The sequence below is a fragment of the Ferrimonas sp. genome (assembly GCF_048263965.1).
In the GTDB taxonomy this organism is placed as follows: Bacteria; Pseudomonadota; Gammaproteobacteria; order Enterobacterales; family Shewanellaceae; genus Ferrimonas.
Genome location: NZ_JBLXDO010000004.1, coordinates 26,124 through 52,285 on the forward strand (window position 1 = coordinate 26,124; position 26,162 = coordinate 52,285).

Annotated in this window: 26 protein-coding genes and 3 tRNA genes; 15 read left to right on the forward strand and 14 right to left on the reverse strand. The window is 58.2% G+C overall.

From position 1 onward, the window contains the following. Positions 1-5: 5 nt before the first annotated feature. A complete protein-coding gene (gene trmB / locus ACN0RV_RS05575) occupies positions 6-716 on the reverse strand; it encodes a tRNA (guanosine(46)-N7)-methyltransferase TrmB (RefSeq protein ID WP_417346334.1) in 711 nt (236 codons plus the stop codon). A 79-nt stretch (positions 717-795) separates the two neighbouring features. Here trmB and mutY point away from each other — a divergent pair, with 79 nt between their 5' ends. Together mutY and ACN0RV_RS05585 are read left to right on the forward strand one after the other, a co-directional pair. After that, a complete protein-coding gene (gene mutY / locus ACN0RV_RS05580; RefSeq protein WP_417346336.1) occupies positions 796-1,851 on the forward strand; it encodes an A/G-specific adenine glycosylase in 1,056 nt (351 codons plus the stop codon). A 68-nt stretch (positions 1,852-1,919) separates the two neighbouring features. Beyond that, complete coding sequence (locus ACN0RV_RS05585) at positions 1,920-2,195, forward strand: oxidative damage protection protein (RefSeq protein ID WP_028110430.1); 276 nt, start codon at positions 1,920-1,922, stop codon at positions 2,193-2,195. Between the two features lie 48 nt (positions 2,196-2,243). Here ACN0RV_RS05585 and ACN0RV_RS05590 read toward each other — a convergent pair whose 3' ends face one another. From ACN0RV_RS05590 to ACN0RV_RS05635, 10 genes are all read right to left on the reverse strand, one after another. Further along, entirely contained in the window at positions 2,244-3,065 is an 822-nt protein-coding gene (locus tag ACN0RV_RS05590; RefSeq protein WP_417346338.1) for an ABC transporter permease, read from the reverse strand. Beyond that, entirely contained in the window at positions 3,059-3,970 is a 912-nt protein-coding gene (locus ACN0RV_RS05595) for an ABC transporter ATP-binding protein (RefSeq protein WP_417346340.1), read from the reverse strand. The genes ACN0RV_RS05590 and ACN0RV_RS05595 overlap by 7 nt, the downstream gene beginning before the upstream one ends. Next, the gene (gene nosD / locus ACN0RV_RS05600) at positions 3,967-5,235 is read right to left on the reverse strand and encodes a nitrous oxide reductase family maturation protein NosD (RefSeq protein WP_417346342.1); all 1,269 of its coding nucleotides are present in this window, start codon (positions 5,233-5,235) and stop codon (positions 3,967-3,969) included. The genes ACN0RV_RS05595 and nosD overlap by 4 nt, the downstream gene beginning before the upstream one ends. A gap of 13 nt (positions 5,236-5,248) precedes the next feature. Continuing rightward, entirely contained in the window at positions 5,249-5,773 is a 525-nt protein-coding gene (locus ACN0RV_RS05605; protein WP_417346344.1) for a nitrous oxide reductase accessory protein NosL, read from the reverse strand. Positions 5,774-5,820: 47 nt separating this feature from the next. After that, complete coding sequence (nrfD, locus tag ACN0RV_RS05610) at positions 5,821-6,765, reverse strand: NrfD/PsrC family molybdoenzyme membrane anchor subunit (protein WP_417346346.1); 945 nt, start codon at positions 6,763-6,765, stop codon at positions 5,821-5,823. 4 nt (positions 6,766-6,769) lie between these two features. Beyond that, on the reverse strand, positions 6,770-7,417 hold the full coding sequence (locus tag ACN0RV_RS05615) for a 4Fe-4S dicluster domain-containing protein (protein ID WP_417346631.1): 648 nt from the start codon (positions 7,415-7,417) through the stop codon (positions 6,770-6,772). Between the two features lie 86 nt (positions 7,418-7,503). Beyond that, positions 7,504-8,202: a tetratricopeptide repeat protein gene (locus ACN0RV_RS05620; RefSeq protein ID WP_417346348.1), complete on the reverse strand. Its 699-nt coding sequence runs from the start codon at positions 8,200-8,202 to the stop codon at positions 7,504-7,506. Between the two features lie 39 nt (positions 8,203-8,241). Continuing rightward, positions 8,242-9,030 (reverse strand): FKBP-type peptidyl-prolyl cis-trans isomerase, encoded by a 789-nt coding sequence (locus ACN0RV_RS05625; protein WP_417346349.1) that lies wholly within the window; start codon positions 9,028-9,030, stop codon positions 8,242-8,244. A 37-nt stretch (positions 9,031-9,067) separates the two neighbouring features. After that, positions 9,068-9,508, reverse strand: a complete 441-nt coding sequence (locus ACN0RV_RS05630; RefSeq protein WP_417346351.1) for a rhodanese-like domain-containing protein — start codon at positions 9,506-9,508, stop codon at positions 9,068-9,070. Between the two features lie 39 nt (positions 9,509-9,547). Beyond that, positions 9,548-11,569, reverse strand: coding sequence for a cytochrome c3 family protein (locus ACN0RV_RS05635; protein ID WP_417346353.1), 2,022 nt, complete (start codon positions 11,567-11,569; stop codon positions 9,548-9,550). Positions 11,570-12,131: 562 nt separating this feature from the next. Here ACN0RV_RS05635 and ACN0RV_RS05640 point away from each other — a divergent pair. The 3 genes from ACN0RV_RS05640 to ACN0RV_RS05650 are packed head-to-tail and all read left to right on the forward strand — an operon-like array spanning position 12,132 to position 14,964. Then, positions 12,132-13,979, forward strand: coding sequence for a heme lyase CcmF/NrfE family subunit (locus ACN0RV_RS05640; RefSeq protein ID WP_417346355.1), 1,848 nt, complete (start codon positions 12,132-12,134; stop codon positions 13,977-13,979). Next, the gene (locus tag ACN0RV_RS05645) at positions 13,976-14,365 is read left to right on the forward strand and encodes a cytochrome c-type biogenesis protein CcmH (RefSeq protein ID WP_417346357.1); all 390 of its coding nucleotides are present in this window, start codon (positions 13,976-13,978) and stop codon (positions 14,363-14,365) included. The genes ACN0RV_RS05640 and ACN0RV_RS05645 overlap by 4 nt, the downstream gene beginning before the upstream one ends. Before the next feature lie 2 nt (positions 14,366-14,367). Then, positions 14,368-14,964, forward strand: coding sequence for a TlpA family protein disulfide reductase (locus ACN0RV_RS05650; RefSeq protein ID WP_417346359.1), 597 nt, complete (start codon positions 14,368-14,370; stop codon positions 14,962-14,964). 62 nt (positions 14,965-15,026) lie between these two features. On the opposite strand, the gene ACN0RV_RS05655 is transcribed toward ACN0RV_RS05650, so the two are convergent. Next, a complete protein-coding gene (locus ACN0RV_RS05655) occupies positions 15,027-16,235 on the reverse strand; it encodes a winged helix-turn-helix domain-containing protein (protein WP_417346361.1) in 1,209 nt (402 codons plus the stop codon). 378 nt (positions 16,236-16,613) lie between these two features. On the opposite strand from ACN0RV_RS05655, the gene ACN0RV_RS05660 reads away from it, so the two are divergent. After that, positions 16,614-16,689 (forward strand) — tRNA-Phe (locus ACN0RV_RS05660). A gap of 821 nt (positions 16,690-17,510) precedes the next feature. Here ACN0RV_RS05660 and ACN0RV_RS05665 read toward each other — a convergent pair. Next, the gene (locus ACN0RV_RS05665; protein ID WP_417346363.1) at positions 17,511-18,002 is read right to left on the reverse strand and encodes a prolyl-tRNA synthetase associated domain-containing protein; all 492 of its coding nucleotides are present in this window, start codon (positions 18,000-18,002) and stop codon (positions 17,511-17,513) included. 155 nt (positions 18,003-18,157) lie between these two features. Here ACN0RV_RS05665 and ACN0RV_RS05670 point away from each other — a divergent pair. The 7 genes from ACN0RV_RS05670 to ACN0RV_RS05700 all read left to right on the forward strand — a co-directional run bounded on the left by ACN0RV_RS05670 (position 18,158) and on the right by ACN0RV_RS05700 (position 23,827). Beyond that, positions 18,158-18,233: transfer RNA gene (locus ACN0RV_RS05670), tRNA-Phe, on the forward strand. A gap of 642 nt (positions 18,234-18,875) precedes the next feature. After that, positions 18,876-18,951: transfer RNA gene (locus tag ACN0RV_RS05675), tRNA-Phe, on the forward strand. A gap of 346 nt (positions 18,952-19,297) precedes the next feature. Further along, complete coding sequence (locus ACN0RV_RS05680; RefSeq protein WP_417346365.1) at positions 19,298-19,831, forward strand: outer membrane beta-barrel protein; 534 nt, start codon at positions 19,298-19,300, stop codon at positions 19,829-19,831. Positions 19,832-19,940: 109 nt separating this feature from the next. After that, a complete protein-coding gene (locus ACN0RV_RS05685) occupies positions 19,941-20,570 on the forward strand; it encodes a glutathione S-transferase family protein (protein WP_417346367.1) in 630 nt (209 codons plus the stop codon). A 281-nt stretch (positions 20,571-20,851) separates the two neighbouring features. Further along, positions 20,852-22,795 carry a DEAD/DEAH box helicase gene (locus tag ACN0RV_RS05690; protein ID WP_417346369.1) on the forward strand — a complete coding sequence of 648 codons (1,944 nt, stop codon included), beginning with the start codon at positions 20,852-20,854 and terminating at the stop codon, positions 22,793-22,795. A gap of 76 nt (positions 22,796-22,871) precedes the next feature. After that, positions 22,872-23,393, forward strand: a complete 522-nt coding sequence (locus tag ACN0RV_RS05695; RefSeq protein ID WP_417346371.1) for a phosphatase PAP2 family protein — start codon at positions 22,872-22,874, stop codon at positions 23,391-23,393. Between the two features lie 8 nt (positions 23,394-23,401). Beyond that, positions 23,402-23,827, forward strand: coding sequence for an HIT domain-containing protein (locus tag ACN0RV_RS05700; RefSeq protein ID WP_417346373.1), 426 nt, complete (start codon positions 23,402-23,404; stop codon positions 23,825-23,827). A gap of 3 nt (positions 23,828-23,830) precedes the next feature. On the opposite strand, the gene ACN0RV_RS05705 is transcribed toward ACN0RV_RS05700, so the two are convergent. Further along, entirely contained in the window at positions 23,831-24,376 is a 546-nt protein-coding gene (locus tag ACN0RV_RS05705) for a YaeQ family protein (protein WP_286341477.1), read from the reverse strand. 215 nt (positions 24,377-24,591) lie between these two features. Between ACN0RV_RS05705 and fkpA the strand changes: the two genes are divergently transcribed. Continuing rightward, positions 24,592-25,356: an FKBP-type peptidyl-prolyl cis-trans isomerase gene (fkpA, locus tag ACN0RV_RS05710; RefSeq protein WP_417346376.1), complete on the forward strand. Its 765-nt coding sequence runs from the start codon at positions 24,592-24,594 to the stop codon at positions 25,354-25,356. Positions 25,357-25,424: 68 nt separating this feature from the next. Beyond that, positions 25,425-26,117, forward strand: a complete 693-nt coding sequence (locus ACN0RV_RS05715; RefSeq protein ID WP_417346378.1) for an MOSC domain-containing protein — start codon at positions 25,425-25,427, stop codon at positions 26,115-26,117. The last annotated feature ends 45 nt before the right edge of the window (positions 26,118-26,162 follow it).

Below are 26,162 nucleotides of genomic sequence, written 5' to 3' on the forward strand. Positions count from 1 at the left end.
CTCTCCTATTTATTTCGAGCAAAGATAAGGTCCCAGACACCATGACCCAGGCGTTGGCCACGGGCTTCAAACTTCGTCAGGGGACGGAAATCGGGACGGGGCACAAAGTCCTTCTCGGCGGTGTTGGTAAAGCCCGGGGCTTCACTCATCTCCTCCAGCATATGCTCGGCATAGTGCTCCCAGTCGGTCGCCATATGGAATACGCCGCCCATCTTAAGCTTATTGCGCACCGATTCAATGAATTCCGGCTGCACAATACGGCGCTTGTGATGACGCTTCTTGTGCCAGGGGTCGGGGAAGTACAGCTGTACCCTGTCCAGAGAGGCATCAGGGATGCAATCGGCCAGGATCTCCACCGCATCGTGTTCAAACACGCGCAGATTCTTTACACCCAGCTCTTCGGCATACATCAGGCAGGCACCCACACCAGGACCGTGTACCTCGATACCGATGAAGTCCTTCTCCGGCTCGGCGGCGGCCATCTCGACCAGGGATTTGCCCATGCCGAAACCGATCTCCAGCACCACAGGTGCCTCACGGCCGAACACCTGGGTCAGATCAAGCCTGCCCATGTCGTGCTCAAGGCCCATGGTGGGCCAGTAGACCTCCATGGCCCGGGCCTGGCCCTTGGTCATGCGCCCTTCACGCTTTACATAGGAGCGGATCTTGCGGATACGCTTGCCCTCAGGCAGATCCGGCTTTTGCTCTTCAGTCATCTCAACCTTCTCGCTTGTAGCCCTAAGGCGTTACACTGTGACGCCAAAAAGCGGCAATTGTAATTTAGGTGAATAGTTGATGGAAGCGAGCAGGAAGCCATTTTCTGACAGGGTGATTCAATGGTACCGGCTCGCGGGACGAAAAACCCTGCCGTGGCAGCAGGATAAAAGTCCCTACAGAGTATGGATCTCAGAGATCATGTTGCAACAAACTCAGGTCGCAACTGTGATTCCCTACTACCTGAAATTCATGGAGTGCTTCCCCACGATCAAGGATCTGGCCGAGGCCCCCGCAGATGATGTGCTCCACCATTGGACCGGACTGGGCTACTACGCCCGTGCCCGCAACCTGCAAAAAGCCGCCAAAGCGATCATGACCGAGCACAATGGCGAATTCCCCCAAACTTTGGAGCAGGTCATGGCCCTGCCCGGCATCGGCCGCTCCACCGCCGGCGCCGTGCTCTCCCTCTCCCTGGGCCAGCATCATCCCATCCTCGATGGCAACGTCAAGCGGGTGCTGGCACGTCACCGGGCCATTGACGGCTGGCCGGGGCAGAAAGCGGTGGAGAACCGGCTGTGGCAAACCACCGAAGCGGTGACACCTGGGGATGAGATCCAGGCCTACAACCAGGCGATGATGGACATAGGCGCCATGATCTGTACCCGCACCAGGCCCAAATGTGGAGAGTGTCCTGTCGGGGACGACTGTCAGGCCCACGCCCAGGGCAATCAGACCGACTATCCCGGCAAGAAACCCAAGAGAGAGAAACCGGTACGGGCCTGTGTTCAGCTGATGCTGGTGCACGACGGTCAGGTCCTGCTGCACAAGCGCCCCCCCAGCGGCATCTGGGGTGGCCTGTGGTGCTTTCCCCAGTTCGACACCGAGCAGCAAGCCAGGCAGTGGCTGGCAACTCAGGGGATCGATGCCAGCTGGCACCACTTCGAGCCATTTCGCCACACCTTCAGCCACTATCACCTGGACATCCAGCCGGTGAAACTGAAGCTGAGCCGCCAGCCTGCCCAGGTGGGTGAGCTGGAGCACAACTGGTTTGCCCTTGAGAAGCCAATCCAGGTAGGCCTGGCCGCCCCCACCGAGGGGCTGCTCAGAAGCCTGGTAACCGGCCGCAGGGATTAGAGTTGTGCTAGCCAGGATTGGGCCGCATTTGGTATAACTGAGCAATCCAATCTGGTAAGGACCCGATCATGGCACGCACCGTATTTTGCCAATACCTAAACAAAGAGGCTGAAGGCCTGGACTTTCAGCTGTACCCCGGCGAGTTGGGGAAGAAGATCTTCGACAACATCTCCAAGGAAGCCTTCGGCCTGTGGCAGAAGAAGCAGACCATGCTGATCAATGAGCACAAGCTCAATATGATGAACCCCGAGCACCGCCAGATGCTTGAGGAGAAGATGACCGGCTTCCTGTTTGAAGGCCAGGACGTGGAGATTGAAGGCTACCGTCCGCCCGAGGAGAAGTAAGCCGGTTCCACGAAAAAGCCCGCCTAATGGCGGGCTTTTTTGTAGTTGTCAGACTCTTTTACGCTTGAAGATCTGCCAACCGGCAAACAGGCCGGCGGCGCTCCAGGCAAACATCAGCAGCAGCATCAGCCACAGATTGGAGTTCTGCGAGGTGACCAGGGAAAGCACACCACTGACCGACTGATGCTCCACGAACACCAGGTTGGAGAGGCGGAACAGGTCCACCGGATTGGCCATCATCAACGCCCTTACCCAGGACTCACTGCCTTCGGCCACAATCAGCCCCAGCAGTACCAGGTCATAGAGCAGCACCAGCACAAACCACAGCAGCAGGCAGATGGCCATCGCCCTGCCCTTGGTGCTCACCGCCAGGCTCACCAGGTAGCTCACCAGCAGGAAGGTGCAGGCCAGCAGCGCCGAGCTGAAGATAAACAGGGCAAAGGCGGCGGTCAGCTCCAGCAGCTTATCTGTGCCCACCACAAAACCCAGGGCCACGGCGGTAACGCCGAAGCCGATGAAGCAGGTGGTCGCCAGTACCGCCCCCTGCCCCAGGAACTTGCCCAGCAGCAGCTGCCAGCGGCTGATGGGGTAGGAGAGCAGCAGCAGCAGGGTGCCCCCCTCCAGCTCACCCACGAAGCTGTCGTGCCCCAGAAGCACAGCCAGCAGGGGGATCACCAGGGCTGCCAGGGTTGCCAGGGCGGAGATGGTTGGCGCCAGCTCCGGGGTGCTCAGCTGGCCACTGACCGCCGAGCCAAGAAAAGCCACCGCCAGAGATAGCAGTGCAAAGCTGAGAGAGGCAAAGACTACCCAGCGGTGGCGAAAACCGTCGATAAACTCTTTGTGGGCCACCAGGGCCACTGGATTCAGCATGGGAACTCCTCCAGTTGCGCCCGCAGCTGACAGCTCTGATACACCTCAGGCAGCGACGGGGGCAGGACGTTGAAGTCGAAAATCTTGTGGTGGCCAGTCAGGTGCTCCAGCAGCTGTTGCTTCTGCTCCTGACCGACCATAAAGGCTTTGCTTTGAGGGTCATACATAGCCGCCAGCAACATATCACGACTGGCCAGCAGCTCTGCTCCGGCCACCTCCACCTTGGTGGGCAGCTTGTGCTCACGGCGCAGATCCTCGATGCTGCCCCGGGCCAGCTGACGCCCCTTGGCCAGGATCAGGGCCGAATCCAAGTGTTGGTCGATAAGCGTCAGCTCATGGGTGCAGATGATCACCGCGGTGCCGTTGTTTCTCAGGGCGGCCACCAGTTCGTAGAACAGGGCACTGGCCTGGGGATCCAGGCCGACGGTTGGCTCATCCAGGATCAGCACCCTGGGCTCGGCCAGGATCGCCTGGGCCAGCCCCAGACGCTGGCGCATCCCCTTGGAGTAGGTGCGTACCTTGCGATCCCGGGCATAGTCCAGTTGTAGCCTGGCCAGCACCTCCTCCACCCGTTCCTTGCCAACCCGGCGCAGGCCGGCGAAGTAGCCCAGCAGCTCTCCGCCACTGAGGTTGTCATACAGGCTGACGTGCTCGGGCAGGTAACCGATGGAGAGCGACGCCCTGTGTTCGGTCCGTCCGGGATCCTTGCCATTGACCCGGATCTGGCCACGATCCGGGGTACTCAGACCCAGGATCAGTTTGATCAGTGTGGTCTTGCCAGCACCGTTATGGCCCAGCAACCCCAACAGTTCACCGGGACGAAGAGACAGGCTGACCTCATCCAGAGCCTGGAGCTCGCCAAAGCTCTTGCTCACCTGTACCACTGAGACTGCCGTTTGTGTCATAGGTTACTTCTTTCAATGACGGGAGAGATTAGCGGTCGGCTGTCGGTAATGCCTTCCGCCTGGGACGGCAGCATCTGCCGCTCCAGCCAACGCAGAACCCCCACCACTGGGGAGTCCATCAAAAATTTTGCTTCCGGGTAAACCCAGAACAGCCGATCCAGGGCATCGTTTGGCCGATAGGGAAGATCCCCGATGCCATCTTTATTGGCATCCCAGCCGCCGTAGCTACTCCAGAAGTTGCCCCGACCCTGGTGACTCCACTCCAGCACCACGTCCCCGACGTAACGCACCTGCACCTGATTGGCGACAAAGTCGTTAGCGAAGACCCGGTTGCCCTCCCCACCCAGAGCCATGGCGATGCCAATCTGACACTGGGCGAAGCGGTTGCCTGAGATAATATTGTCCTGGGCACCGTAAACGTAGATCCCCTTGCCTTCGCCATCGAACACGGCGGCAGCGTCAGGGTTATGGATGCGGCGCACCAAATTGTCCTGAACCCGCACTCCACTGCTGATATTAAGCAGGATGCCGAACTCTACCGCATCCTCTACTCTGTTGCCCAGTACTGCCCCCCCTTCGGAGCCCATAATTGCGTAGCCGCCCACGACATTGTGACTGGTGTTGTTGCTAGTGACCGTCTCCCTGGCATACATGTAGTGCACCGGATACTGCTGGTTGCTCATGGTGTTGGCATCGATCACCATCTCCGACACACTCTCCACATAGACGCCGTCACGGCCGCCGCTGAGGCGATTGCCACTGATGACGGCCTGGTGGCTGCCCTTGAAGTAGATGTTGTCTCCCCGGGCAACCACGGGACGGCTGGTGTCTCCCAGAATAAGGTTGCCGAGGATCTGAAACTCCTCCCCCTCATCGAAGCGAATACCGAAGCCGTCACCACGCAGGGTATTGTTGGCTATCAGGATCCTGGAGACCCCCTTTTCACCTCGGATGGCGGAGTCCATCTCAGGCAGATCAGCGCCCCAGTTCTCCACCGTCAAACCATGCAGCTCTATGCCGTTGGCCGCCAGCAGGATAGCGGTGCCCTGACCGCCCCCATCGACGATCACTCCGGACTGTCCCCGCAGGATAAGGGGCTGACCGACGCGCCAGTTGCCAGGGTAGCGCCCGGGCTCAAGTTTCAACTCATCACCGGGCCTGGCCGCCTCCAGCCAATGGGTTAACTGCTCCGGCCCCTGCACGCTGATGCTCGCCCCCTGACACAGCAGGGGCAGGCCGATCAGCAGTAACAGCAGCCCTCTCATCGTCATAACTCCGTCAGTGATGCTTGTGCTTGTGATGACCACCCTTAGCCAGCATCTCCAGAGTCAGCTGGTCGTAGGCAAACACCTTACCGCCGTAGGAGTTGGCAAAGGCCTCCGCCATATTGCGGGAACTGAAGCTGGCCAGGGTGGGCCCCATGGCCCCGTGCCGGGAGGAGCCAACCACATACCAGGCTTTGTCAGCAGGAATAAAAGCACTGTCGGAAGGCTTGTCCCAATCGGTCTGGGCCAGGTCGTGGACCCAGGCCTGCTCCACCTGGCGCCGGTTCTGCGGCTGCAGGATAAACTGGAACAGGTCACTGGTAGAGCAGAACGCGGTATCTCCAGGTTGCCCCTTTACCCGGGCAACCCCTTTGGGCCCCGGATAGCGGGTAATGAACATGCCGCACTGATGGCAGCGTCGCTCGTCGGTGATCTGAATGCTGTGGGTCTTGGGGCCGGCAACCGGGGTGGTATCCGCAACAGATTGGCCGCAGCCGGTCAGAATCAGGGGCAGAAGGAGCAACAGGAGGTTACGCATAGTCTTTCTCTTGGTTGTGGGGAGGGCCAGCCTCCCCGGTACTCATATCAGATGGTGTAGATCTGCCCCGCGTACAGCAGGAAGAGTCGCAGGCACATCATGCCGCAAATCACGCTGCCGCCCGTGAGGTAGAAGGCTCTGCCCGAATGGGCAAACTTTTGACCCAATGCAAAGTTCAGCATCAGGGGAAGAATGAACCCGAGGCCGATGACCCCACCCCAGAACAGGCTGGACCAGCCTCCCTGGGAAAACGCCTGGGTGGCCGCCTGGCTGGGACCTGTGCCGAAGATGAGTCCGCTGAACAGCATGAACAGGAACATCGCCTCCACCGCCATGATCGGCCACTCGGCGCCATGGAGCAGAGTCATATCTTCGGAGTGCAGTGACTCTCCAAACCACTTCACCGCCACCATCTTGGCCATGGCCGCTCCGGCAGAGAGGCCGGAGACGATAAACAGCGCCGGCAACAGCGAGGTATTGATGATGGGGAAACGGATCAGCGCCGAGATCAGGAAGCCGGTATAGGCACAGACGGACACCGCCAGCACCAGAGTCAGCCACTCCAGAGGAGTGCGCATCGCCGCCAGTCTCTCCAGCCAGGGCATCAGCGGCTTGAGCTGGGGGAAGCGGGCCAGTTCACCGCGCAGGGCGATGGCGGCAATCACCGCAGTCAGCGGAATGTAGAACAGCAGTACGATAACGCCCAGGGACATCACCGAGTTCAGGTTGTAGTAGAGCAGGATTTTCCAGAAGAACAGCGGGTTGGAAAGGTCCAACACCAGGCACAACATGCCCAGGCAGATGGTGACAAAGGAGACCACACCCGCCGCCTTCAGCAGAGGGGTATCCTGAGTCTGCTTCTTGTAGATGCGCATCAGCAGGGCGATGGCCAGGGCACCGCCGGAGATCCCCGCAAAGAACAGGTAGACCGCAATGGGCCAGGGCCAGGCGATGGCGTCGCCAAGACCGGTGGAAAAATCGATTCCGTTCATCTTGTTACACCTCAGGCTTGGCAATAGGGATGTAGTGAACACTGGGCTCGGTGCCCAGGTGCGGCTTCACCCTGGCGGTGTTCTTCACCGCCAGCAGGCGAGCGACGTAGGACTTGGGATCACTGGCATCGCCAAACACCAGGGCATCAAACTTGCATTGGCTGACACAGGCGGGCAGTTCACCCTTGGCCAGACGGCTCTGCAGGCAGAAGTCGCAGTTCTCCGCCACCTTGGTTTCGCTGTTGATAAAGCGCACCTTGTAGGGGCAGGCAGCGATGCAGTACTTGCAGCCGGCACATTTATCGCCGTCCATGGTGACGATGCCGGTTTTCTCATCCCGGTACGCCGCCCCAGTGGGGCACACCATGACGCAGGGCGCGTTGTCACACTGTTGGCAGGAGACCCGCACATACTTGCGATCGCAGTTGCACTCGGTCTTACCACAGCGGGGACACACCGCACCCGGCACCCGGTCGCTCTGGCGCTCCAGGGTCAGGCGGGCAACGCCCTCTGGCAGGTTGTTCGCCTGGTTACAGGCATCTTTGCAGCGGCCGCAGCCCACACACTTGGTCTGGTCAAACAGCAGCACATAGTTGGGTCCCTCACCACCTCCGGTGGCAGGATCGGTGGAACCGCATCCTCCCGCCAGCATGGCTACCGAACCCACGCCCAGGCCCTTTAACAGGCTGCGGCGCGGTAACATCACATCGTTCACATCATCCTCCAACTATCTCTGTGTTATTGCGGCGTAGCTGCCGCTTTTATCCTTGCTTTAGCCCGTTCCACAGCCCGTTGGATGGCTGCCTCCCGGGTACCGGCTGTGCCGCTGTCCAGCAGCACCTGCCAATGTTCTACCGCCTGCTGATACTGCCCCTGCCGATAGGCATGGGACGCCAACAGTTCGCGGCTGGTGAAATCAGTGTCATCAAGGCTCAGAGCCCGGGAAACCGCCGCCACGGCGTCGATTCCCAGGGCCCGGCCCTGTTGGTAGTAAAGGTATTTGGCCTTAAGGCCCAGCAAGGGAGCGGTTTCTCCCTGCAGAGCCAGGGCCTGATCCAGGGCCTCCACCGCCTCACCATAGTGGCCACCGGCGGCCTGGCTCTCTGCCAGTGCCAACCAGGTGGCGGCATCCTCGGGGCGGCGCTCGGCCTGGATCATGCTTTGGTTGATCCTGCTCTGAAGCAGGTAATCGACCCGGGTTTCTGTGTGTTGCTGCTGCCAGCCGGAAAAGTGCCCCAGGCGGGAGTAGGTAAGCAGGGAAATGAGGATGAGGAAAACCAGCATAAAAGCTGGAGCCCACCACCCCGCCCTGGGCAAAGAGGGGCCCTCTCCCAATGCAGCCTCCCCGGCAGCCCGGAGATAGCCTCTGTGACCGCAGGCCAGGGTGAATGCCGCGGCCAACAGTGCCAGGAAGATGCTAAGGGAGAGGGTCGTCATGCTGAATGCAGCTCCTAACTGAAATCCGGGTCGAACCTGTTACTGGTTGCCAAACATCTGGGACATGGAGCCCATGCCCATGGCGCCCATTCCCATGCCCATGCCCATCTCTTTGTGGGCATCGCCGGGCTTGTTGGTGTCGATAAGCTCAATCTCAAACACCAGGGCGGAACCTGGGGGGATGGCCCCCATACCCTGGGTGCCGTAACCCAGCTCTGCTGGAATGGTGAATTTGTAGGTAGAGCCGACGGGCATCAGTTGCAGCCCCTCCTCCCAACCGGCGATGGAGTTGATCAGAGCCACTTGGCGGGGCTGGGCATCACTGTCGGCACGGGTATCCTGAAACACGGTGCCATCCACCAGTTGGCCTTTGTAGTGCACAGTGACGGCGTCTTCTCTAGAGGGCAGCTGGCCCTCGCCCTTCACCAACACTTCGTACTGAAGGCCGGACTCGGTCACGGTCACCCCAGGCTTGTCGGCGTTATCGGACAGATAATTGCGGGAGGCCTGAGCCACCTCTTTCAGACGAGCGGCTTTGCGCTCATCCTTACGGGTATTGAGCAGCTGGGCTCTGGCATTGAGGGCATCGATCAGCGCCTCCTTGTCCAGGGAGGAGTGGCCTTTCACGGCATCCTCAAACCCTTTGAGTACCTGCTCCAGGTCGGCGCTGAGGCCAAACTCCTCCTGCATGGCCAGCTGGCCATTGAGGTAGTTGCCCAGGGAAGCGCCGATGGCGTAGGACTCGGTGTCGGTTTGCGCCTGCTCCGCCAGTACGGGAGCAGAAGCGAAAGCCAGGGCGATGATCAGGGGTTTGATAGCGGTTTTCATGAGTGTCTCTCTTCTAATCCAGTTAGTACCTAAAGGCTCAGGGCTTCTCGATTGGGCGCCCTGACATCCGCCATCCGAAGATGCCGTCGGGCATCTGGCGGACGTTGGTGTAGCCCATCTGCATCACCGAATAGGCCGCGATCTCGCTGGCGTTGCACAGGCGGTTGGCGCAGTAAAAAATCATCTGGGCGTTCTTGTCCTTGGGCAGCAGCTCCTTCCAGTTCTCGGTGAAGAAGTGCACCGCCCCAGGAATGAACCCCTGAGCCCAGAGCTCCAGGGTGTTCACGTCGAAGAAGTAGACATCCTTTTTGCCTACCAGCAGTTCTGCTTCCTGCATGCTGATGTAATTCAGTTCCATACGATATTCATCTGCCGGCCGAATCTCGTCGGCGCCGCCGGCCAGGGCCGGGACAGCCATCAGCAGGGACAGGACCGTGGCAGCTGCAATGGGGTAACGCATGGTGTGTGCCTCTCTCATTTGAATGGCCCCCGGTTGCCCGGGGGCACTTAGGGTTGGTTACTCTTTGTCGTAACCGGCGTCGTCCATGATGGCCTGAGCTTCCTGAACGTAGATCCAGGCGTCATTCATCATGCGCTGCGCCATGGAGGGTCCGTGGACACCCCAGGAGCCGTCCTTCTCGATCTTGGCGGCGGACTCACGGGCCTTATCGACCATCATCAGTACCTTGGCCTTCTCGGAAACGGACAGGCGGGTCACATTCATCAGCTCATCGATACGCTGAAGCTGCTTAACCACCTTGGCGTGAGTCTCCTTAACAGGCTCCTGCCACTCCATCACTTCGCCGTAGATCTCCATCTGGTCTTCGAAGTGCAGGCCTTCGTCGAGCTCAGACTGGAACTGGCTGTGACAGCCTTTGCCGCTGACCACAGTGCGGTCCAGGGCAGAGGTGCGGGCACAGGTCCACATCAGATCCAGATAGGAGTAGCCATCTTCATCCTGAGCCACGGTCCAGCCTTTGGTGGCGGAGGTACGAGGCTTGCCTTCCGGCGGATTCAGGGTCTTCTTGGTGGGAGAGACCTTGATGTTCCAGATGTGGGAGGCGCGAACGTTGTCGAAGCCGGCCTCATCGGGGAACTGGATGGCGGTGAACTTCTCGCAGCTGCCCATGTTGGGCATGTGACAGGAGGAGCACTCAGCTTCGCCGTGTGGCTTGGAGCTGGCATGGAACTCGGCCTGAGTCTCGTGACAGTCGGCACACACCTTCTTGATCTTGGTCTTGGTCACGTGGGACAGGTAGCTGCCGTCGGTAACCTCGTGTGGATCGTGGCAGGTGGTGCAACGCATGCCCTTGTCATAGTGGGCAGAGTTGAACATCTGGCCACCTTCGGTACCGCAGGATGGGCAGGCACCCTTCATCTTCACGGTGAAGGCATCTTCAGGCTTGGCGTTGGGGCCTTCGGCCATCTCGGCCACATAGTTGAAGCGCTGGTGACAGCGTTCACAGTTGGATGGCATACCGCCACCGACACCTCCATCGAGGTGGGCACCGGCGCCGTGACACTCTTCACAGGCGATACCCTTGGAGATGGTGTGCTCACGCAGCTTCTGAGGATCACCCAGGGCGTCGAAGTACTCCTGCTTGTCCTGGAAGTCGAACTTGAAGGTGTGGCACACCTCGCAGTAAGACGACGCGGGCTGGAACAGGAACATCTTGTCCTTCTTGGCACCGTAGGAGTTCACACCCCATACGTCAGATCCGGAATAGCCAAACTCCTCCATCACTGCCGGGAACTCAGGGATCACCTCCTTGATTTCACGGGCCTTCTCTGGGGTCAGGAAGGTCAGCCAGTTCACAGAGAACTGGTTACCACCGGCGTGCAGGGTACCTGTGCCATCGCGCAGCAGACCATCTTTTACGTGGTAGGAACCACGAACCAGCCAGGCATCAATGAAGCCGTACTTGGTCCGTGGAGTACCAATAACCGCGTAGATGGCGTCTTCGGTGATACCCTGAGGCAAAATGGGCACATCGGTGCCGAACATCCCCTTCTTCAGGTCGCCACCAGCTTCGACGATCTCCTCGGGGAAACGTACGGTCTTGGCGTGACGGGAGCGCTTCCACTTCTCGTACTGAACGCCGTGGCATTCGCCACACTTCTCAGGACCAATAAACTTGTTGGGGTAATCCAGAATGGACTTGGCACCCAGGCGATACTGAACCGCCATGGGGCGACCAATCTTGTCGCTGTAGTCCTCTGAGTTACCCGTGTGCAGGTACTCCTCGCCACGGTCGGAGATGTGGGGCTTGCCCACCATCCGGCCCTCGGGGGCGTAGGTCTTAAACACAGGGTGGTTCTCAAACAGGAAGTCCCACAGCTCCTTCTCCTGGATGATGTAATCATGCAGGGTCTTCACCCCCTTCGCCTCTTCAGTCCCGTCAGGGTTGGCGAAGATCATCTGGGCCTGGGGGGACTGCTTATAGCCCTGGTCACTTTGGGCGGCGTCTGCCGCAACCGCTGAACCAGTCCATGCACAGACCAGGGCGGCCAAAGACGCCTTTATTTTCCAGCCTTTCATCATTATCTCCTACAAAAGGGTTTTGTGTTTCTTGCCTGGCATTGCTTTTTGTGTCCAAGCCTGAAGCCAATTAGGTTGGTAATTGCAAGAAACGATATAGATAACAACAGAAGAATGGCCGTAAAAAGTGGATTTCAAGCACAAATCGGATTCGCTTTATAGCCTCAAGATGAACACCCCTGGCAATTACCAACAAATACCCACAAAGACAACCACTTAACAAAAAGCCCCCGCGGAATGATTTAGAGTTTTCGAGCCATTTTCAGGAGACAAAATGGATAAAAAAAGATAAAAATAGAATATTTTACCCAGGAATAAACAGTAATTGTCACCGAGATCACAGACAGCCACCAGTTGATTAAACCTCTATTAAAAACCAATTCAATAACAAATACTCCCCGCTCACAAAATTAATTCTTGCCAAGAGAAAGGCTAATTTATAGGTGATAGAGTAATATTTAAATCCATGAGAAAAACCTAGCCCCCTTAGGTTTACCGGAGGCTGACTGTGATCCCTGAGATAGGCCACTTTCTACTTATACTGGCAACTGCGACCTGTTTGTTGTCCGGTCTGTTCCTGCTGCTTTGGGGAAGATCCGCAGAGCTCTATCTCAATCACTTTGTTCGCCCTCTCTCTCACTTGAGTGCCTCGCTGGCTCTGGGGGCCACAGCCATTCTGGTATACAGCTTCCTGACCGATGACTTCTCCGTTGCCTATGTGGCCAACCACTCCAACAGTCATCTGGCCTGGTACTATAAGGTTGCCGCACTCTGGGGCGGGCATGAGGGTTCCATGCTGTTCTGGGCCCTGGGACTGACCCTGGTCACCTCGGTGGTGGCCGCTCGCCCTCATCACCCGCACCGTTTCGCCAGCCGCACTGCATCAGTGCTTGCGCTGCTCAGCTTTGGTTTCCTGCTGTTTATCCTGCTCACCTCCAACCCCTTTGAACGGCTGCTGCCCGCAGTGCCCATCGAAGGAAGGGACCTCAACCCCATGCTGCAGGACATCGGCCTGATTCTGCACCCCCCCATGGTATTTGGCGGCTATGTGGCCCTGGCGGTGCTCTTTGCCGGCGCAGTAACCGCCCTGGGTCGAGGCCATATCAAAGGCGCTGAACTGGCCTGGCTCAGGCGCTGGAATCTGCTGGCCTGGTTTATGCTGACCCTGGGGAATCTGTTTGGCTCCTGGTGGGCTTACAATGAGCTGGGTTGGGGAGGATGGTGGTTCTGGGACCCGGTGGAGAACGCCTCTTTTATCCCCTGGTTACTGAGCACCGCCCTGCTTCACTCCCTGTATCTGGCCCGCACCCAGAACGCCATGGTGCTGACCTCCCTGCTCCTCTGCCTGGGCGGTTTTATTGTCAGCCTGGTCGGTACCTTCCTGGTGCGCTCCGGCATCATTCAATCGGTGCACGCTTTTGCCTCTGATCCGCAGCGCGGAAGTGGGGTACTGATACTGCTGCTGGCCACTGCCCTGCCCGCCCTGGCCCTGCTGGCCTGGCAAGCCCCCGTCATGACGCGGGGGCAGACCCTCAATGGCCAGAGCCGTCACTGGCTGGTGATGGTCGGCTCCCTGCTGCTGGTGGTCGCCGCCCTCTCTGTATTGCTGGGCACCTGCTACCCCTTTATCTATGCCGCCCTGGATCTGGGCAGCATCTCCGTGGGCGCACCTTACTTCAATACGGTGTTTATCCCTATGGTACTGCTGGCAGCCCTGCTCCTGGGTTGGGTGATTATGCCTCCAGGGACCGCCACAGGGCTTCGAGTGACTCTGCTGCTGCTGTGCTGCGCTGCAGCCACGGCTCTGACCCTGTATGCCAGCAGCGCTCGTCCCGACTGGATGTGGATGGGACTGGTGTCCGCCTCCTGGCTAACGCTCACCCTGCTCCTCTGCGGTTATCACCATTGGCAACAATCCAGGTTTAACCTTTGCCTGGCCCCCTGGCTCGCCCACCTAGGGGTGGCCGTCTTTGTGCTCGGTGCAACGGTACTCACCCATTACGAAGAGGCAGTGATGGTGCGCATGGGCCCGGGTAACGGCCGTGCCCTGGCTGGCTACACTGCGGTTTATGAGCAGACGGTTAACGTGCAGCAACGCAACTATCAGGCAAGCGAAGCCGTTATCCGGCTTGACAGCAAGGGTAAGCAAGCACTCACATACATCAGGCCGCAGAGGCGCACCTATCTGGACGATCGCAGTGAGGTCTCCATCGCCGGGGTATACCACTCCCCTCTGTCTGACCTCTATATCTCCATGGGGCCGGCCATCAATGACAATCAGTTTCTGGTGCGAATCAGCCACAAGCCCTGGGTAAGGCTACTCTGGCTTGGCGGCGTACTGACCGCCTTCGGAGGCCTGCTGGCCTGGCGCCGTAGCCGCACCACCCACTACCAGGAGTACAACGGATGAGAGTTATTGTTCTGCTCTGCCTGTCCCTTCTCTGGCTGCCGTTCAATGCCGCCGCTTCAGACGGCAGCAACCTGAGCCAGCGGGTGGAGCAACTGGCAAGCAGCCTGCGCTGCCCCGCCTCGGTCAACCAGACTCTGGCCGACTCGGAAGCCGCCATCGCTTTTGAGCTCAAGGGGCACATTGCCCAGCAGCTCAAAGAGGGCCAGCAGGAGGAGCAGATTGTCCAATATCTGGTGGAACGCTATGGGGAACAGATCCGCTACCAGCCAGGTCTCGCCGGCGCCACGGCCCCGCTGTGGCTGATGCCGCTGCTGCTGGTCGGCCTGCTGCTGATGGTGTTGGTCTGGCCCCGCATGCTGCGCCGACCACCAGGACTAGGAGAATAGAGATGAAAGCCCTGACCCTGACCGCCACCCTGTTCACCTCCCTGATGCTGCTGCCCCAGGCTAGCGCCTCAAACCTGGAGAAGGTGTACGGGACTGGCGATCCTATCCCCAAGCCGATGATCATGAATAAGTTTGTGGAGTTCACCAACGCCCGCAAGCCTCCTGAGCTGGTGTTCCATGCTCGCGACGGCGCCCCGGTATCCATGAATCAGCACAGGGGCAACCTGACCCTGATAAACATCTGGGCCAGCTGGTGTGGTCCCTGTCTGAAGGAGTTACCCGCCCTAGAGCAGATGGAGCAGGAGTACCAGGGACAGCCCCTAGCCGTGGTACCGGTTTCCATTGACGAGCAGAGCCCGGATGAGGTGTACAAGATCCTGGCCAACTATCAGCTGGAAGGCATCGAGACCCTGTTTGATGCGGACCACAGCATGCACGGCGTGATGCCGGTGAACGTAGTCCCCGCCACCTATGTACTGGACGGCAGTGGTAATATCGTCGGTTTCGTCCGCGGCTATCTGGACTGGGAAGACCCGGATGTCGCCCCCTACCTGGACAAACTGATCGCCAAGTACAGCGCGGTCAAGCCACAGAGTTAAGAACTGAGAATGCGAAAAGGGCGGCCATTGGCCGCCCTTTTTCTCTTTGTGCCATCCAGCAACTACATCGCCATGGTGGACTTTTTCATCCACGCCACGGAGTAACCATAGAAGGGAATCACCCAGGCGGCGGAGTACTCATCCTGATAGAAGCGGTAGAAATAGAGCGGCTCTTCGGACAGACTCTGGCGACGCAGCTCCCGGTAAAAAGGCAGCGCAGCCTGAGTCACCTTCTCCGGCTTCAGCAGGTTACGGGATTGAGTCTCAACCTTGAACACGTCCACCTTGTGGCCGCCAATATCTGCGGTAAAGCGAGTGAACTCCCCCTCAAAGTTGTACTTGATGGGCGAGGTCAGACAATCCTGGTCCGTCACGCAAAAGGAGGCGAAGAACAACCCCTTGGAATCATCTTTGTAGACCAGAGAGATGTTGTGGTCGACCCGTACCAACAGCTGATCATTTCTGGGGAAGTAGACATCGGCACTGTACATATGCTCGGTCAGCTCCCCTTGATGGTAGGGAACCGTTGGCAGCTCAATCCGGTTGTACCTGATGCGCTGCTCCATGATCTTTGCCAGCTCGAAGAACACCGGCAGATCCATCTTCACCTTCTCCGTAACGGGGAAGTTGATATTGATGATGTCCTTTCCGGAACAGTTGCCATCAAAGCCGGGGCAAATTGAGATGGAGTCGGTCTTGCCATCGGTCAAGGCAAACGCCTTGTAATCCTTGATGATAGCCCGGGTGGAGCTGGTGTCGAAATGGCGCTGCCAACGGGCCAGTTCAGGCCTAGCCTGGTCACTGGAAGCCAATAGTTCAGTGGGGCCGGTCTCACTGCCGATTCGAAGCTCCCCCTGCTCTATCCAGGTCCAGTCACTGACGGAGTTGCTGGCGTAGAACCTGGGCAACAGCAGGTAGACCAGCGCCGCAATCACCAGAGTGGCGGCGATGACACCTACGGCGAGCAACGGCTTTCCTCTGCGAGGCTCAACCTGAGGCTCGGCGACCTCACTCAAGGATTCAACAGGGGACTCTTCAGCAACAGTGCGGGCACTGGCCACCACCACTTGGTAACCACGTCGAGCCACTGTCTTCAGGTTAACTTCCGGGAAGGGTTCCAGCTTCTTGCGCAGGGTGCTGACACACTGGATCAACGACGAGGGAGCCACCACCCGATCGGGCCAGCCCTCCTGCAGCAGCACCTCCTTGGTGCAGATCTCATCCTGGTGCTGCATCAGATAGCTGAGTACTGCGGCCTCGGCAAAGGACAACTTAATCTCTTCGGAGGATCTCGTATCGATCAAGCAAAGATGCTGATTATCCAGTACAAGATAAGGGGTTATCTGTATTGTTTTCACTGTGCTTGCCTGGGTTGAGTTTGAGAGTCGCTCTCGGGCGCCTGTGGCACCCCAAAATGGTTTTACAATCAAAGACTATTATGCCGTTTACCCCTTACTGTTCCTGTGATGATTTTCGCAGAAACCGAGTGATTGTTCGGGTAGTTAGCCAGGGTGTGAGCCCCGTTGGATTGAGGGGTTTGACTTACGCCACTCCACCACAGGCAGATGGCTCTTTTTTCGGCAAACGGTACACATTGAGCTAAAATCGTTTGACCTTTTTGTCGGACCACCGTTTAATAGCCGTCCACCGCCTCGATAGCTCAGTTGGTAGAGCAGGGGATTGAAAATCCCCGTGTCCCTGGTTCGATTCCGGGTCGAGGCACCATCTTAGAGAGAAGCGCTAACCGCAAGGTTGGCGCTTTTTTCGTTTAGCGGCTGTGCCAGCCGCGTGTCCCTGGGCTAGGCGCCCCCGTACGATTCCGGGTCGAGGCACCATCTTAGAGAGAAGCGCTAACCGCAAGGTTGGCGCTTTTTTCGTTTCTGCGGGCTGTTAAAGTCCGAGCAGGGTGCCTAACCCGGTAATCTCACGTCGCTTCGCTATGTCCGATGATCGCCGCAAGCGGCGTTACTGCGTTCACTCCGTGCATCCATGCACTCCGCCCTTCGGGCCATCGCAAGCGATGTTACTTCAGGCATCCTGCCTTTCGTTTCCGGGTCGAGGCACCATTTTAGAGAGAAGCGCTAACCGCAAGGTTGGCGCTTTTTTCGTTTCTGCGGGCTGCTAAAGTCCGAGCAGGGTGCCTAACCCGGTAATCTCACGTCGCTTCGCTTTGACTAGGCGTCCCCGCCCGATAACCGCCGCAAGCGGCGTTACTGCGTTCACTCCGTGCATCCATGCACTCCGCCCTTCGGGCCATCGCAAGCGATGTTACTTCAGGCATCCTGCCTTTCGTTTCCGGGATCGAGGCTACGAAGATCTGTCCCCAATCCTTGCACAATCGTCTCCCCGGCGAACGCCGGGGTCCAGTGACTTTTCCTGGCTTCTCCTGAACAAGGCCAAGCATCAGTAATCACAGACTCAGGATTCACAGCTATGCGAAAAGGACGATGAGGTAAATTCGCCGCACTGGCAAAATTTGTCGCCCCGCCCTCTCACAAAAGCCATTTGCCAGCACAATCAAAGCAGGTGAGCGACAAATTGGCCTTTTAGCCGCCAACTTCTGGAATCTCCAGGGTCTCTGGTTTATGACCTACCAGGTTCAGGAAGCGCTCTACGTTGGCCTCGGACAACACCAGGGTCACCGTATTAATCAGTGGATGGCACTGAAATGCCTGCCCGTTGCAGATATCTGCATCGAACCACAACTCCACTTGATGCTCTGGGTCATTAACCAGGGCCAGCAAAGACACATGCCCCGGCGATACGCCCAGAAACTTCTGCATACGCTCAGCAGAGGCAAAACCCAGACGGCTGATCTTCAGATCTCTGGAGAGTTGCTTGAGGTCCACTGCCTTATCTGCGCGAGTGATCAACAGGAAGTGACGCCTTCCATAGTTATCTCTTAAAAACAGGTTCTTCAGACGCTGCCCCGGTCGGTGCAACTCTAGCCTGTCTGCGTCGGTGCAGTTCTCAAGAGGAGGGTGTTCATAACGCTCAAACTCGATGAGGTGTTGACTCAGAAGTACCTCAATATCCATTGCATCATTCAATTGGGAATCCAGGCTTCAACCATAAAGATGTCCCGTCCGGGAGTCCAGACTCCGCCGTCATGCACAATTTTGCAGCAGACGGGCATGCAGGCAAAAAAAACGGTTGACTCCCCTGCCCTAAATCCGTTTAATACACCCCCGTCGCCTCGATAGCTCAGTTGGTAGAGCAGGGGATTGAAAATCCCCGTGTCCCTGGTTCGATTCCGGGTCGAGGCACCATTTTAAGAGAAGGCTCTGATGGAAACATCGGAGCCTTTTCTCGTTTCTGGGGGCTGTTAAAGCCCGTGCTAGGTGCCTAACCCGGTAATCGAACGTCGCTTCGCTTGGTTCGATGACTTCGCCCTTCGGGCCATCGCAAGCGATGTTACTCCGGTCGTGCCTCCCTCCGTTGCCGGTCGAGGCACCATTTTAAGAGAAGGCTCTGATGGAAACATCGGAGCCTTTTCTCGTTTCTGGGGGCTGTTGAAACCCGTGCTAGGTGCCTAACCCGGTAATCGAACGTCGCTTCGCTTGAACTAGGCGTCCCCACCTAGCCGGCCGCGACCGATGACCGCCGCAAGCGGCGTTACTGCGTTCACTCCGTGCGTCCATGCACTCCGCCCTTCGGGCCATCGCAAGCGATGTTACTTCAGCCATCCTGCCTTTCGTTTCCGGGGTCGAGGCTACAAAGTGCTTTCCTCGGCCCTTGCACAATCGTCTCCCCGGCGAAGGCCGGGGCCCAGTGGCTTACTGAACAAAGCACCAAAATTCATCAATCCAAGCGCAATTCACCGCCACAAAAGACAAAGATTCGCCAGTCAGCACTTTTGAGCGGAATTGCTGTTGACTTGCCAGCACGAAATCCGTTTAATACGCCCCGTCGCCTCGATAGCTCAGTTGGTAGAGCAGGGGATTGAAAATCCCCGTGTCCCTGGTTCGATTCCGGGTCGAGGCACCATATTGAAGAGCCCTGAACGCAAGTTCGGGGCTTTTTCGTATTAGCCGTTGTGCCAACGGCGTGTCCCTGGGCTAGGCGCCCCCGTACTATTCCGGGTCGAGGCACCATTTTAGAGAGAAGCGCTAACCGCAAGGTTGGCGCTTTTTTCGTTTAGCGGCTGTGTCAATTCCGAAACACACGGCTTCAACAGACTACCACCGCTCCGAAATCCTCCCCCTTTTCGGCTCAAATGTCGGAAAAATCCCGCATTTTGCACCGAACTTGTATTTATCAGCTTCTTTACTAGGCTCAAACAGCACCCGCACTGCACGGGAGCACTCAACTAGAGCAACAAAAGGAATTGATGATGAACAAATCACTAAGTGCACTGACACTGGGCCTGCTGTTGGCCTTTGCCACAACCTCAGCTCAAGCCAAAGATGAAGGCTTCTATATGGGCGCTTCTCTGGGTTCCGCCACCATCGAACAGGATGGCGCCGATCCGGACCTTGGCGACTTCGATTTCGATGAGAACGACTTCGCCTGGAAGATCTTCGGCGGCTACCAATTCAGTGGCCTGCTGGCGATCGAAGGCGGCTATGTGGATCTGGGCTCCCCCTCAGACTCAGGCACCAAGATCGACCCCTACGGCCTGGATCTCTTCGCCGTTGCCGGCATCCCTCTCGGCCCAGTCCGGATCTTCGGTAAGCTTGGCGGCATATACTGGGACTCTGACATAGATATTGGTGACACCAGTAGTAGCGATGACGGCTTCGACGCTGCCGGCGGCGTTGGTCTGGAATTCGAACTGGGCAGCTTCGCTCTTCGGGGTGAAGTAGAATATCTGGATGTGCTCGATGGCACCTGGATGTATACCCTGGGAGCCACCATCACCTTCTAAAACCAATCAGGCCGCCTCTGGCGGCCTGCATCAACTCAACCTCCACATTGCCAACCTGCCCCATAGCCACTAGCTTAAAAAGCAATCATCCCAAGGATATGGAGTGTTTATGATCACCCTTTATGGCTTTCCCCGCAGTCGCTCACTGAGAATCTCCTGGCTTCTGGAAGAGTTGGGTGTGGAGTGGCAATACTCTCTGGTCGACTTCAACAAAGGGGAGCATCGCAGCCCCGACTTTCTTGCAGTTAACCCCGCAGGCAAGGTGCCTGCGCTTACCGACGGCGAGCTCACCCTGCTGGAGTCCGGAGCCATCTGCTTGCACCTGGCTGAGAAGTATGGCAATCACTGGCTCCCACAGCCCGGCACCGACGAAGCCGCACGGCACCATCAACTGCTGTTCTTTACCCTGTGCGAACTTGAGCAACCGCTTTGGACCATAGGCAAACACAAATTTGCTCTGCCCAAGGAGCTGCGGGTTCCCCAGATTGTTGAGACTGCAGCCTGGGAGTTTGCCCGGGCCACCTCCGTAATCGAGTCATGGGTACCGGAGCAGGGCTACCTGCTGGGAGAGAACCCCACCGTGGCCGACATTCTGCTGGCACACACCCTAAACTGGGCTCACAGTTTCAAAACACCCTTGCCGGAAAAACTCGAGAATTACCGCTTAAGACTGTCTCAGAGGCCCGCCTTGGGCCGAGCACTGCAGCGTGAATTGGAGGCCCTTCCCGACCAGAAGTGACCTGTTCGCCGTAACAAAGGCTGAATTCCGAAGGGATTTCAGCCTCTTTGGCTAGAATTATGGCTAGGTTCAATTTTCTTTGGCGTTTTTTTCATCAAAACACTTGCTTTTAGCTCTACAAAGAGTAATATGCGCGCCCTCGGGATCTATCTCCCTTATTGGGAGGCTATTAGCGCCATACAACGTCTGCCGGCCAGGGCGGCTCTAAATGGGTTGTTGTTTGGGCTAATGCCTCGTTGCTCCGCTTCGCAGCCAAGCTGCGACAACCTGACTGGATATACATGTCTGATACCACTATTGATTTCGCTGGCTTGAATCTGCCGGCTCCTCTGCTTGCGGCCGTTACTGACCTGGGCTTTACCGCCCCCACGCCGATTCAGGCCCAAGCCATCCCTTACATGATTGAGGGCAACGACATCCTGGGTGAAGCCCAGACCGGTACCGGTAAAACCGCTGCCTTTGGTCTGCCCGGGCTGGCCCGCATAGATCCCAGCCAGCGTCACATTCAGATGCTGGTGCTCGCCCCGACCCGTGAACTGGCAATTCAGGTTGCCAAATCCCTGGAAGAGTTCGCTGTAAACCTGCGCGGCCTGCGCGTCACCACCCTGTACGGTGGCCAGCCCTACGGCCCTCAGCTGCGTGATCTGGAGCGCGGCTGCCAGGTAGTCGTGGCCACTCCCGGCCGCCTGATGGACCACATTCGCCGTGGCAGCATCGATCTGGAGAAGGTCAGCTGCTGCGTACTGGACGAAGCGGATGAGATGCTCAACATGGGCTTCCTCGAAGATATCGAGTGGATCCTGGAGCACCTGGACTCTGAGACCCAGATGGCACTGTTCTCCGCCACCATGCCTCAGCAGATCCGTCGCATCGCCCAGCGTTTCCTGAAAGATCCCAAGCACGTCAAGATCGCTGCAGATGTAAACGCAAAGGCCAACATTACCCAGAAAGCCTGGAAAGTTACCGGCGTTTCCAAGCAGACCGCCCTGGAGCGTCTGGCAGAGACTCTGCCCTACGACGCCATGATCGTGTTTGTGCGTACCCGTGGTGACACCGTCGACCTTGCCGCCCACCTGAACGGTCTGGGCTTCAAGGCCGCCGCTCTCAACGGTGACATGAGCCAGCAGCAGCGTGAACACACCGTTGCCCAGCTGCACAAGGGTCGCATCTCCATCCTGATCGCCACCGACGTAGTCGCCCGTGGTCTGGACGTGCCTCGTATCACCCACGTGGTGAACTACGACCTGCCCATGGACTCCGAGTCCTACGTACACCGTATCGGCCGTACCGGTCGTGCCGGTCGTGAAGGTGAAGCGATTCTATTCGCCCGCCCCCGCGAAATGCGTCTGCTGCGCACCTACGAGCGTCAGACCAAGGGCACCATCATCCCTATGGACCTGCCGACCGCCGAAGAGCTTGGCCGTCACCGGGTTGGCCGTCTGCAGGAGGAACTGACCACCTGCATCGACGAGCGTGACCTGGAAGAGCTGAAGGGTATGCTGACCGAGATGTCTGAGAAGACCGAGAAGGACATTCTCAGCCTGGCCGCCGCCCTGCTGTTTGAGCGTCAGCGCAAGAAGCCTCTGAAGCCCAAGCCGGATCCAGAGCCTCGTTTCGAGCGCCGCGAGCGTTCCGAACGTCGTGACCGCGATGGTGATGATCGTCGCCCACGTCGCGAGAACATCAACTTCGACACCTACCGTCTGGCCGTAGGCCGCGAGCACGGTGCCCAGGTGAAGGACATCGTTGGCGCCCTGGCCAACGAACTGCAGCTGGAGAGCCGTCTCATCGGTCAGATCCGCCTGTTCGATGCCCACACTCTGGTGCAGCTGCCGCAGAACATGCCTCCTTACGTTCAGAACGACATGCGTAAGATCCGCATCCGCAACCGCCAGATCGACGGTCAGATCACCTCTGAGCAGATCCCGCCTCGGGATCGTGACGACAACCGTCGTCCTCGTCGCGATGGTGAGTTCCGTGGTCGCCGTGACGGTGAGTTCCGTGGTCGCCGCAACGACGGTGACTCCCGTGGTCGCCGCAACGACGGTGAGTTCCGTGGTCGTCGCGAAGATGGCGAGTTCCGCCCTCGTCGTAACGACGGTGAATTCCGCCCTCGTCGCAATGACGGCGAATTCCGTGGCCGCCGCGAAGACGGTGAGTTCCGTGGTCGCCGCAACGAAGGCGGTTACCAGGGCAAGCGCCAGCGTCGCGAATTCAACGACTAACAGGCATTGAGCGGATCATTCCGCTCAACCCTCAGGTCTGATAAGCTGCCCTCCTTCTTGGAGGGCAGCTTTTTTTATGAGAAAAATCTTAATATCTCTGGCAGTTACCGCCAGTTTTGGGGCTAATGCCTCCTTTACGGAAAACAGCAGTGACGTATTAGAATTCGCCCTGCCTGCCGCCGCGGCATCCATCGCCTATTTCGTGGAAGAGGATGAAGAGGGGCTGTGGCAGTTTGGCTACAGCCTGGGCGCCACCGCCCTGACCACCTATGCCCTGAAGGCTGCGGTCGACAAAGAGCGCCCCAACGGCAAGGATAACGATGCCTTCCCCAGCGGCCATGCCGCCCTCACCTTCTCCAGCGCAGGATTCCTGCATCGTCGCTATGGCTGGCAATATGCCCTGCCCGCCTACCTTCTCGCTGGTTACACCGGCTATGCCCGGGTCCAGACCGACAACCATGAAGTGGAGGATGTGCTCGCTGGTGCCGCCATCGGGTTGGCGTTCAACCACTTTATTGTGTCCCCGCACCCGGATCTGGCCATCGCCCCCTACTATGATGGTGAGACGGCTGGCCTGGTCGGCCAATTCAAATTCTAGGAGAAGCTATGTTTGAGCTACACGAACGGCTGGAGCAGGACTCCATGCTGATTGGTCACCTGAGTCTGTGTCAGGTAAGGCTCTCCAAGGATGGCCGCTATCCCTGGCTTATCCTGATCCCTGAGCGCAGCGGTATCAAGGAGATCCACCACCTGAGTGACGACGATCAGCTGCAAATGATGCGGGAGTCCTGCCAAGTGGCGCAGATCATGGAGGAGGTGCTGAGCCCGGATAAGGTGAATGTGGCGTCTTTGGGGAACATGGTGCCTCAGCTGCATCTGCACCATGTGGCCAGGTTTGCCAGCGATGACGCCTGGCCGGGCCCCATCTGGGGCGCCCACCCGGCGCTGCTGGAGTCGGAGCATGAGCTGGAACAGAAGAGCCACCAGTGGCAGCAGTGGCTCTCCCGAATCCAAGGCTTTGTGGTGGCCTAGGGGTTATCCCGCCTTCTGACGACACTCCGGCTCTACTGAGATGGAGCCGGTTTCGGTCGAGAGCATGCACTGACCATCCATGATGTTGGCCTGCAGGCGGATGTTTCTGTCCGCCAGATCAGCCAGGCCATTGAAGGCCTCATCGGACAGGCTCCAGATGGTCAGGTTGTCATGGCGGCCCAGGTTGCCCTGGTTCTGCTGCCACCACACCTGAGCGGAACGCTCACCATAGTTGAACAGCACCACCTGCCTGGCACGGGAACAGGCCTTTTTCAGGCGCTTCTCATCGGGCTGGCCGAGCTCAATCCACAGCTCAATCTCACCGGCATCGTTCTTCAGCCACAGCTCCGGCTCGTCATCGGCACACAGCCCCTTGGTAAACTCCAGCTTCTCCTCGGCATACATGCACCAGGCCAGCAACCGTACCATCAGCCGACCGTCGGTTTCCGAGGGGTGGCGGGCCAGAGTCAGACTTTCGCTCAAATATTGGTGGCGATCCATATCCGCCAACTCGACGTGGGCACGGAACACCGTCGCTTTCAGGGCCATCAGTTCTCAATTCCAGAAGTAATAAGGGTAACCGCTGGAGTGTACCAGTATTTACTTGCCGGCCGTCACCTTCTGGCCAATTTTCAGAGAGCCCGAAGACAAATTTCGGGAACCCTGGGTCCAATCCCGGGTCATACCCCCTGTTTATACGAATAACCCTTGCATAATGGGCGGTTAGCCCTAATAGTAGTTGGGATGTTTTTAGGGAGAATCCAATGCGCACTCTATTTAAGATCGGCCTGGTTGCCGCAGCCGTAGCTCTGGCCGGTTGTCAGGATAATGCCGCCGATACCAAGGCGGAAGACGTCAAGCTCAACACCGAAGACCAGAAGATCGCCTACGCCATCGGCGCCTCTTTTGCCGGTAACCTGGCCAGCAGCCTGGACCAGCTGAACGAGCTGGAGATTTCCGTGGACCGCGATCTGGTTCTCCAGGGTATCAAGGCAGGTCTGGCTGGCAACAACCAGCTGACCGAGGAGGAGATGGGTCAGCTGCTGCAGGCATTTGACACCAAGATCGCCGAAGCCGCCCAGGCGAAGGAAGCCGCAGAAACTGCCGCCGTAAAGGCTGAAGGTGAAGCCTTCCTGGCCGAGAACGCCAAGAAAGAGGGCGTGAAGGTGACCGAGTCCGGCCTGCAGTACAAGGTGATCACCGAAGGTGAAGGCGCCAAGCCTGCTGCCACCGACACCGTGGAAGTGCACTACCGCGGCACCCTGATCGACGGCACCGAGTTTGATTCCTCCTACAAGCGCGGCGAGTCCATCAGCTTCCCGCTGAATGGCGTAATCAAAGGCTGGACCGAAGGTCTGCAGCTGATGAACGTGGGCTCCAAGTACGAGCTGTACATCCCCTCCGAGCTGGCCTATGGTGAGCGTGGCGCCGGCCAGTCCATCCCTGGCAATGCAGCCCTGGTGTTCGAAGTGGAACTGCTGGGCATCCCCTCCCAGGAAAAGCGGGAGATGGGCATCGAGGAGCAGTAAGCTTCTCCCCATAAAAGAAAAGGCGCCCTTTGGCGCCTTTTTTGTATCACTAGTGTTCAGGAGGAAAGATGATCCTGCTTACCGGCACCAGCCGCCCCTTCGGTGATGGCCACAGCGCCATCCATAAACAACCCTCCGACGCAGCCCTGTTCTGCTCTACCCTGGGATTGCCCGGAGACGAGGTGGCTGACCCAAGATTCCATGGTGGCGCCGACCGTGCCCTGCATTACTACCCGGCGGAGCACTATCAATTCTGGGCTCACTATTGGCAGAGCCTGGGTCTGACCGCCTCACCGACCCCTTTCCAAGCCGGCGCCTTTGGTGAAAACCTCTGTGGCCAAGGCTGGACCGAGCACACTGTCTGCGTCGGAGACCGCTTCCGGCTGGGGGGCACCCTGCTGGAGGTGAGCGAGCCCCGCTGCCCCTGCCACAAACTCAACACCCGCTTTGATTACAGCCATATGGCCCTTCAGGTTCAGCTGACCCATCGCTGTGGCTGGTTCTTCCGGGTCATCGAAGAGGGCGAAATTGCTCCGGGAGACACTCTGGAGCGGGTCGAGCAGGATCCCAGAGGGCTGACCCTGGCTCAGTGCAACACCATCCTTTATGGGCAGCCCTTCAACCGGGAGGATCTCACCCTTCTGGCCGGGCACCCCAAGCTGACGTCGGTCTGGAAAAAACATGCCAAGCGCTGGATTGAATCCGGCGTCGGCGGAGACTGGCACAAACGCCTGTTTAGTCATCCCGCCACCTCTCAATAGCAAAGGACAGACCACCGGGTTGAATACCCAATCACATCAACTCGG

What these genes read in the sequence shown, in the direction of transcription:
- trmB (WP_417346334.1), bottom strand. Translation starts at nt 716, where the DNA reads ATGACTGAAGAGCAAAAGCCGGATCTGCCTGAGGGCAAGCGTATCCGC.
- mutY (WP_417346336.1), top strand. Translation starts at nt 796, where the DNA reads ATGGAAGCGAGCAGGAAGCCATTTTCTGACAGGGTGATTCAATGGTAC.
- ACN0RV_RS05585 (WP_028110430.1), top strand. Translation starts at nt 1,920, where the DNA reads ATGGCACGCACCGTATTTTGCCAATACCTAAACAAAGAGGCTGAAGGC.
- ACN0RV_RS05590 (WP_417346338.1), bottom strand. Translation starts at nt 3,065, where the DNA reads ATGCTGAATCCAGTGGCCCTGGTGGCCCACAAAGAGTTTATCGACGGT.
- ACN0RV_RS05595 (WP_417346340.1), bottom strand. Translation starts at nt 3,970, where the DNA reads ATGACACAAACGGCAGTCTCAGTGGTACAGGTGAGCAAGAGCTTTGGC.
- nosD (WP_417346342.1), bottom strand. Translation starts at nt 5,235, where the DNA reads ATGAGAGGGCTGCTGTTACTGCTGATCGGCCTGCCCCTGCTGTGTCAG.
- ACN0RV_RS05605 (WP_417346344.1), bottom strand. Translation starts at nt 5,773, where the DNA reads ATGCGTAACCTCCTGTTGCTCCTTCTGCCCCTGATTCTGACCGGCTGC.
- nrfD (WP_417346346.1), bottom strand. Translation starts at nt 6,765, where the DNA reads ATGAACGGAATCGATTTTTCCACCGGTCTTGGCGACGCCATCGCCTGG.
- ACN0RV_RS05615 (WP_417346631.1), bottom strand. Translation starts at nt 7,417, where the DNA reads ATGCTGGCGGGAGGATGCGGTTCCACCGATCCTGCCACCGGAGGTGGT.
- ACN0RV_RS05620 (WP_417346348.1), bottom strand. Translation starts at nt 8,202, where the DNA reads ATGACGACCCTCTCCCTTAGCATCTTCCTGGCACTGTTGGCCGCGGCA.
- ACN0RV_RS05625 (WP_417346349.1), bottom strand. Translation starts at nt 9,030, where the DNA reads ATGAAAACCGCTATCAAACCCCTGATCATCGCCCTGGCTTTCGCTTCT.
- ACN0RV_RS05630 (WP_417346351.1), bottom strand. Translation starts at nt 9,508, where the DNA reads ATGAGAGAGGCACACACCATGCGTTACCCCATTGCAGCTGCCACGGTC.
- ACN0RV_RS05635 (WP_417346353.1), bottom strand. Translation starts at nt 11,569, where the DNA reads ATGAAAGGCTGGAAAATAAAGGCGTCTTTGGCCGCCCTGGTCTGTGCA.
- ACN0RV_RS05645 (WP_417346357.1), top strand. Translation starts at nt 13,976, where the DNA reads ATGAGAGTTATTGTTCTGCTCTGCCTGTCCCTTCTCTGGCTGCCGTTC.
- ACN0RV_RS05650 (WP_417346359.1), top strand. Translation starts at nt 14,368, where the DNA reads ATGAAAGCCCTGACCCTGACCGCCACCCTGTTCACCTCCCTGATGCTG.
- ACN0RV_RS05665 (WP_417346363.1), bottom strand. Translation starts at nt 18,002, where the DNA reads ATGGATATTGAGGTACTTCTGAGTCAACACCTCATCGAGTTTGAGCGT.
- ACN0RV_RS05680 (WP_417346365.1), top strand. Translation starts at nt 19,298, where the DNA reads ATGAACAAATCACTAAGTGCACTGACACTGGGCCTGCTGTTGGCCTTT.
- ACN0RV_RS05685 (WP_417346367.1), top strand. Translation starts at nt 19,941, where the DNA reads ATGATCACCCTTTATGGCTTTCCCCGCAGTCGCTCACTGAGAATCTCC.
- ACN0RV_RS05690 (WP_417346369.1), top strand. Translation starts at nt 20,852, where the DNA reads ATGTCTGATACCACTATTGATTTCGCTGGCTTGAATCTGCCGGCTCCT.
- ACN0RV_RS05695 (WP_417346371.1), top strand. Translation starts at nt 22,872, where the DNA reads ATGAGAAAAATCTTAATATCTCTGGCAGTTACCGCCAGTTTTGGGGCT.
- ACN0RV_RS05700 (WP_417346373.1), top strand. Translation starts at nt 23,402, where the DNA reads ATGTTTGAGCTACACGAACGGCTGGAGCAGGACTCCATGCTGATTGGT.
- ACN0RV_RS05705 (WP_286341477.1), bottom strand. Translation starts at nt 24,376, where the DNA reads ATGGCCCTGAAAGCGACGGTGTTCCGTGCCCACGTCGAGTTGGCGGAT.
- fkpA (WP_417346376.1), top strand. Translation starts at nt 24,592, where the DNA reads ATGCGCACTCTATTTAAGATCGGCCTGGTTGCCGCAGCCGTAGCTCTG.
- ACN0RV_RS05715 (WP_417346378.1), top strand. Translation starts at nt 25,425, where the DNA reads ATGATCCTGCTTACCGGCACCAGCCGCCCCTTCGGTGATGGCCACAGC.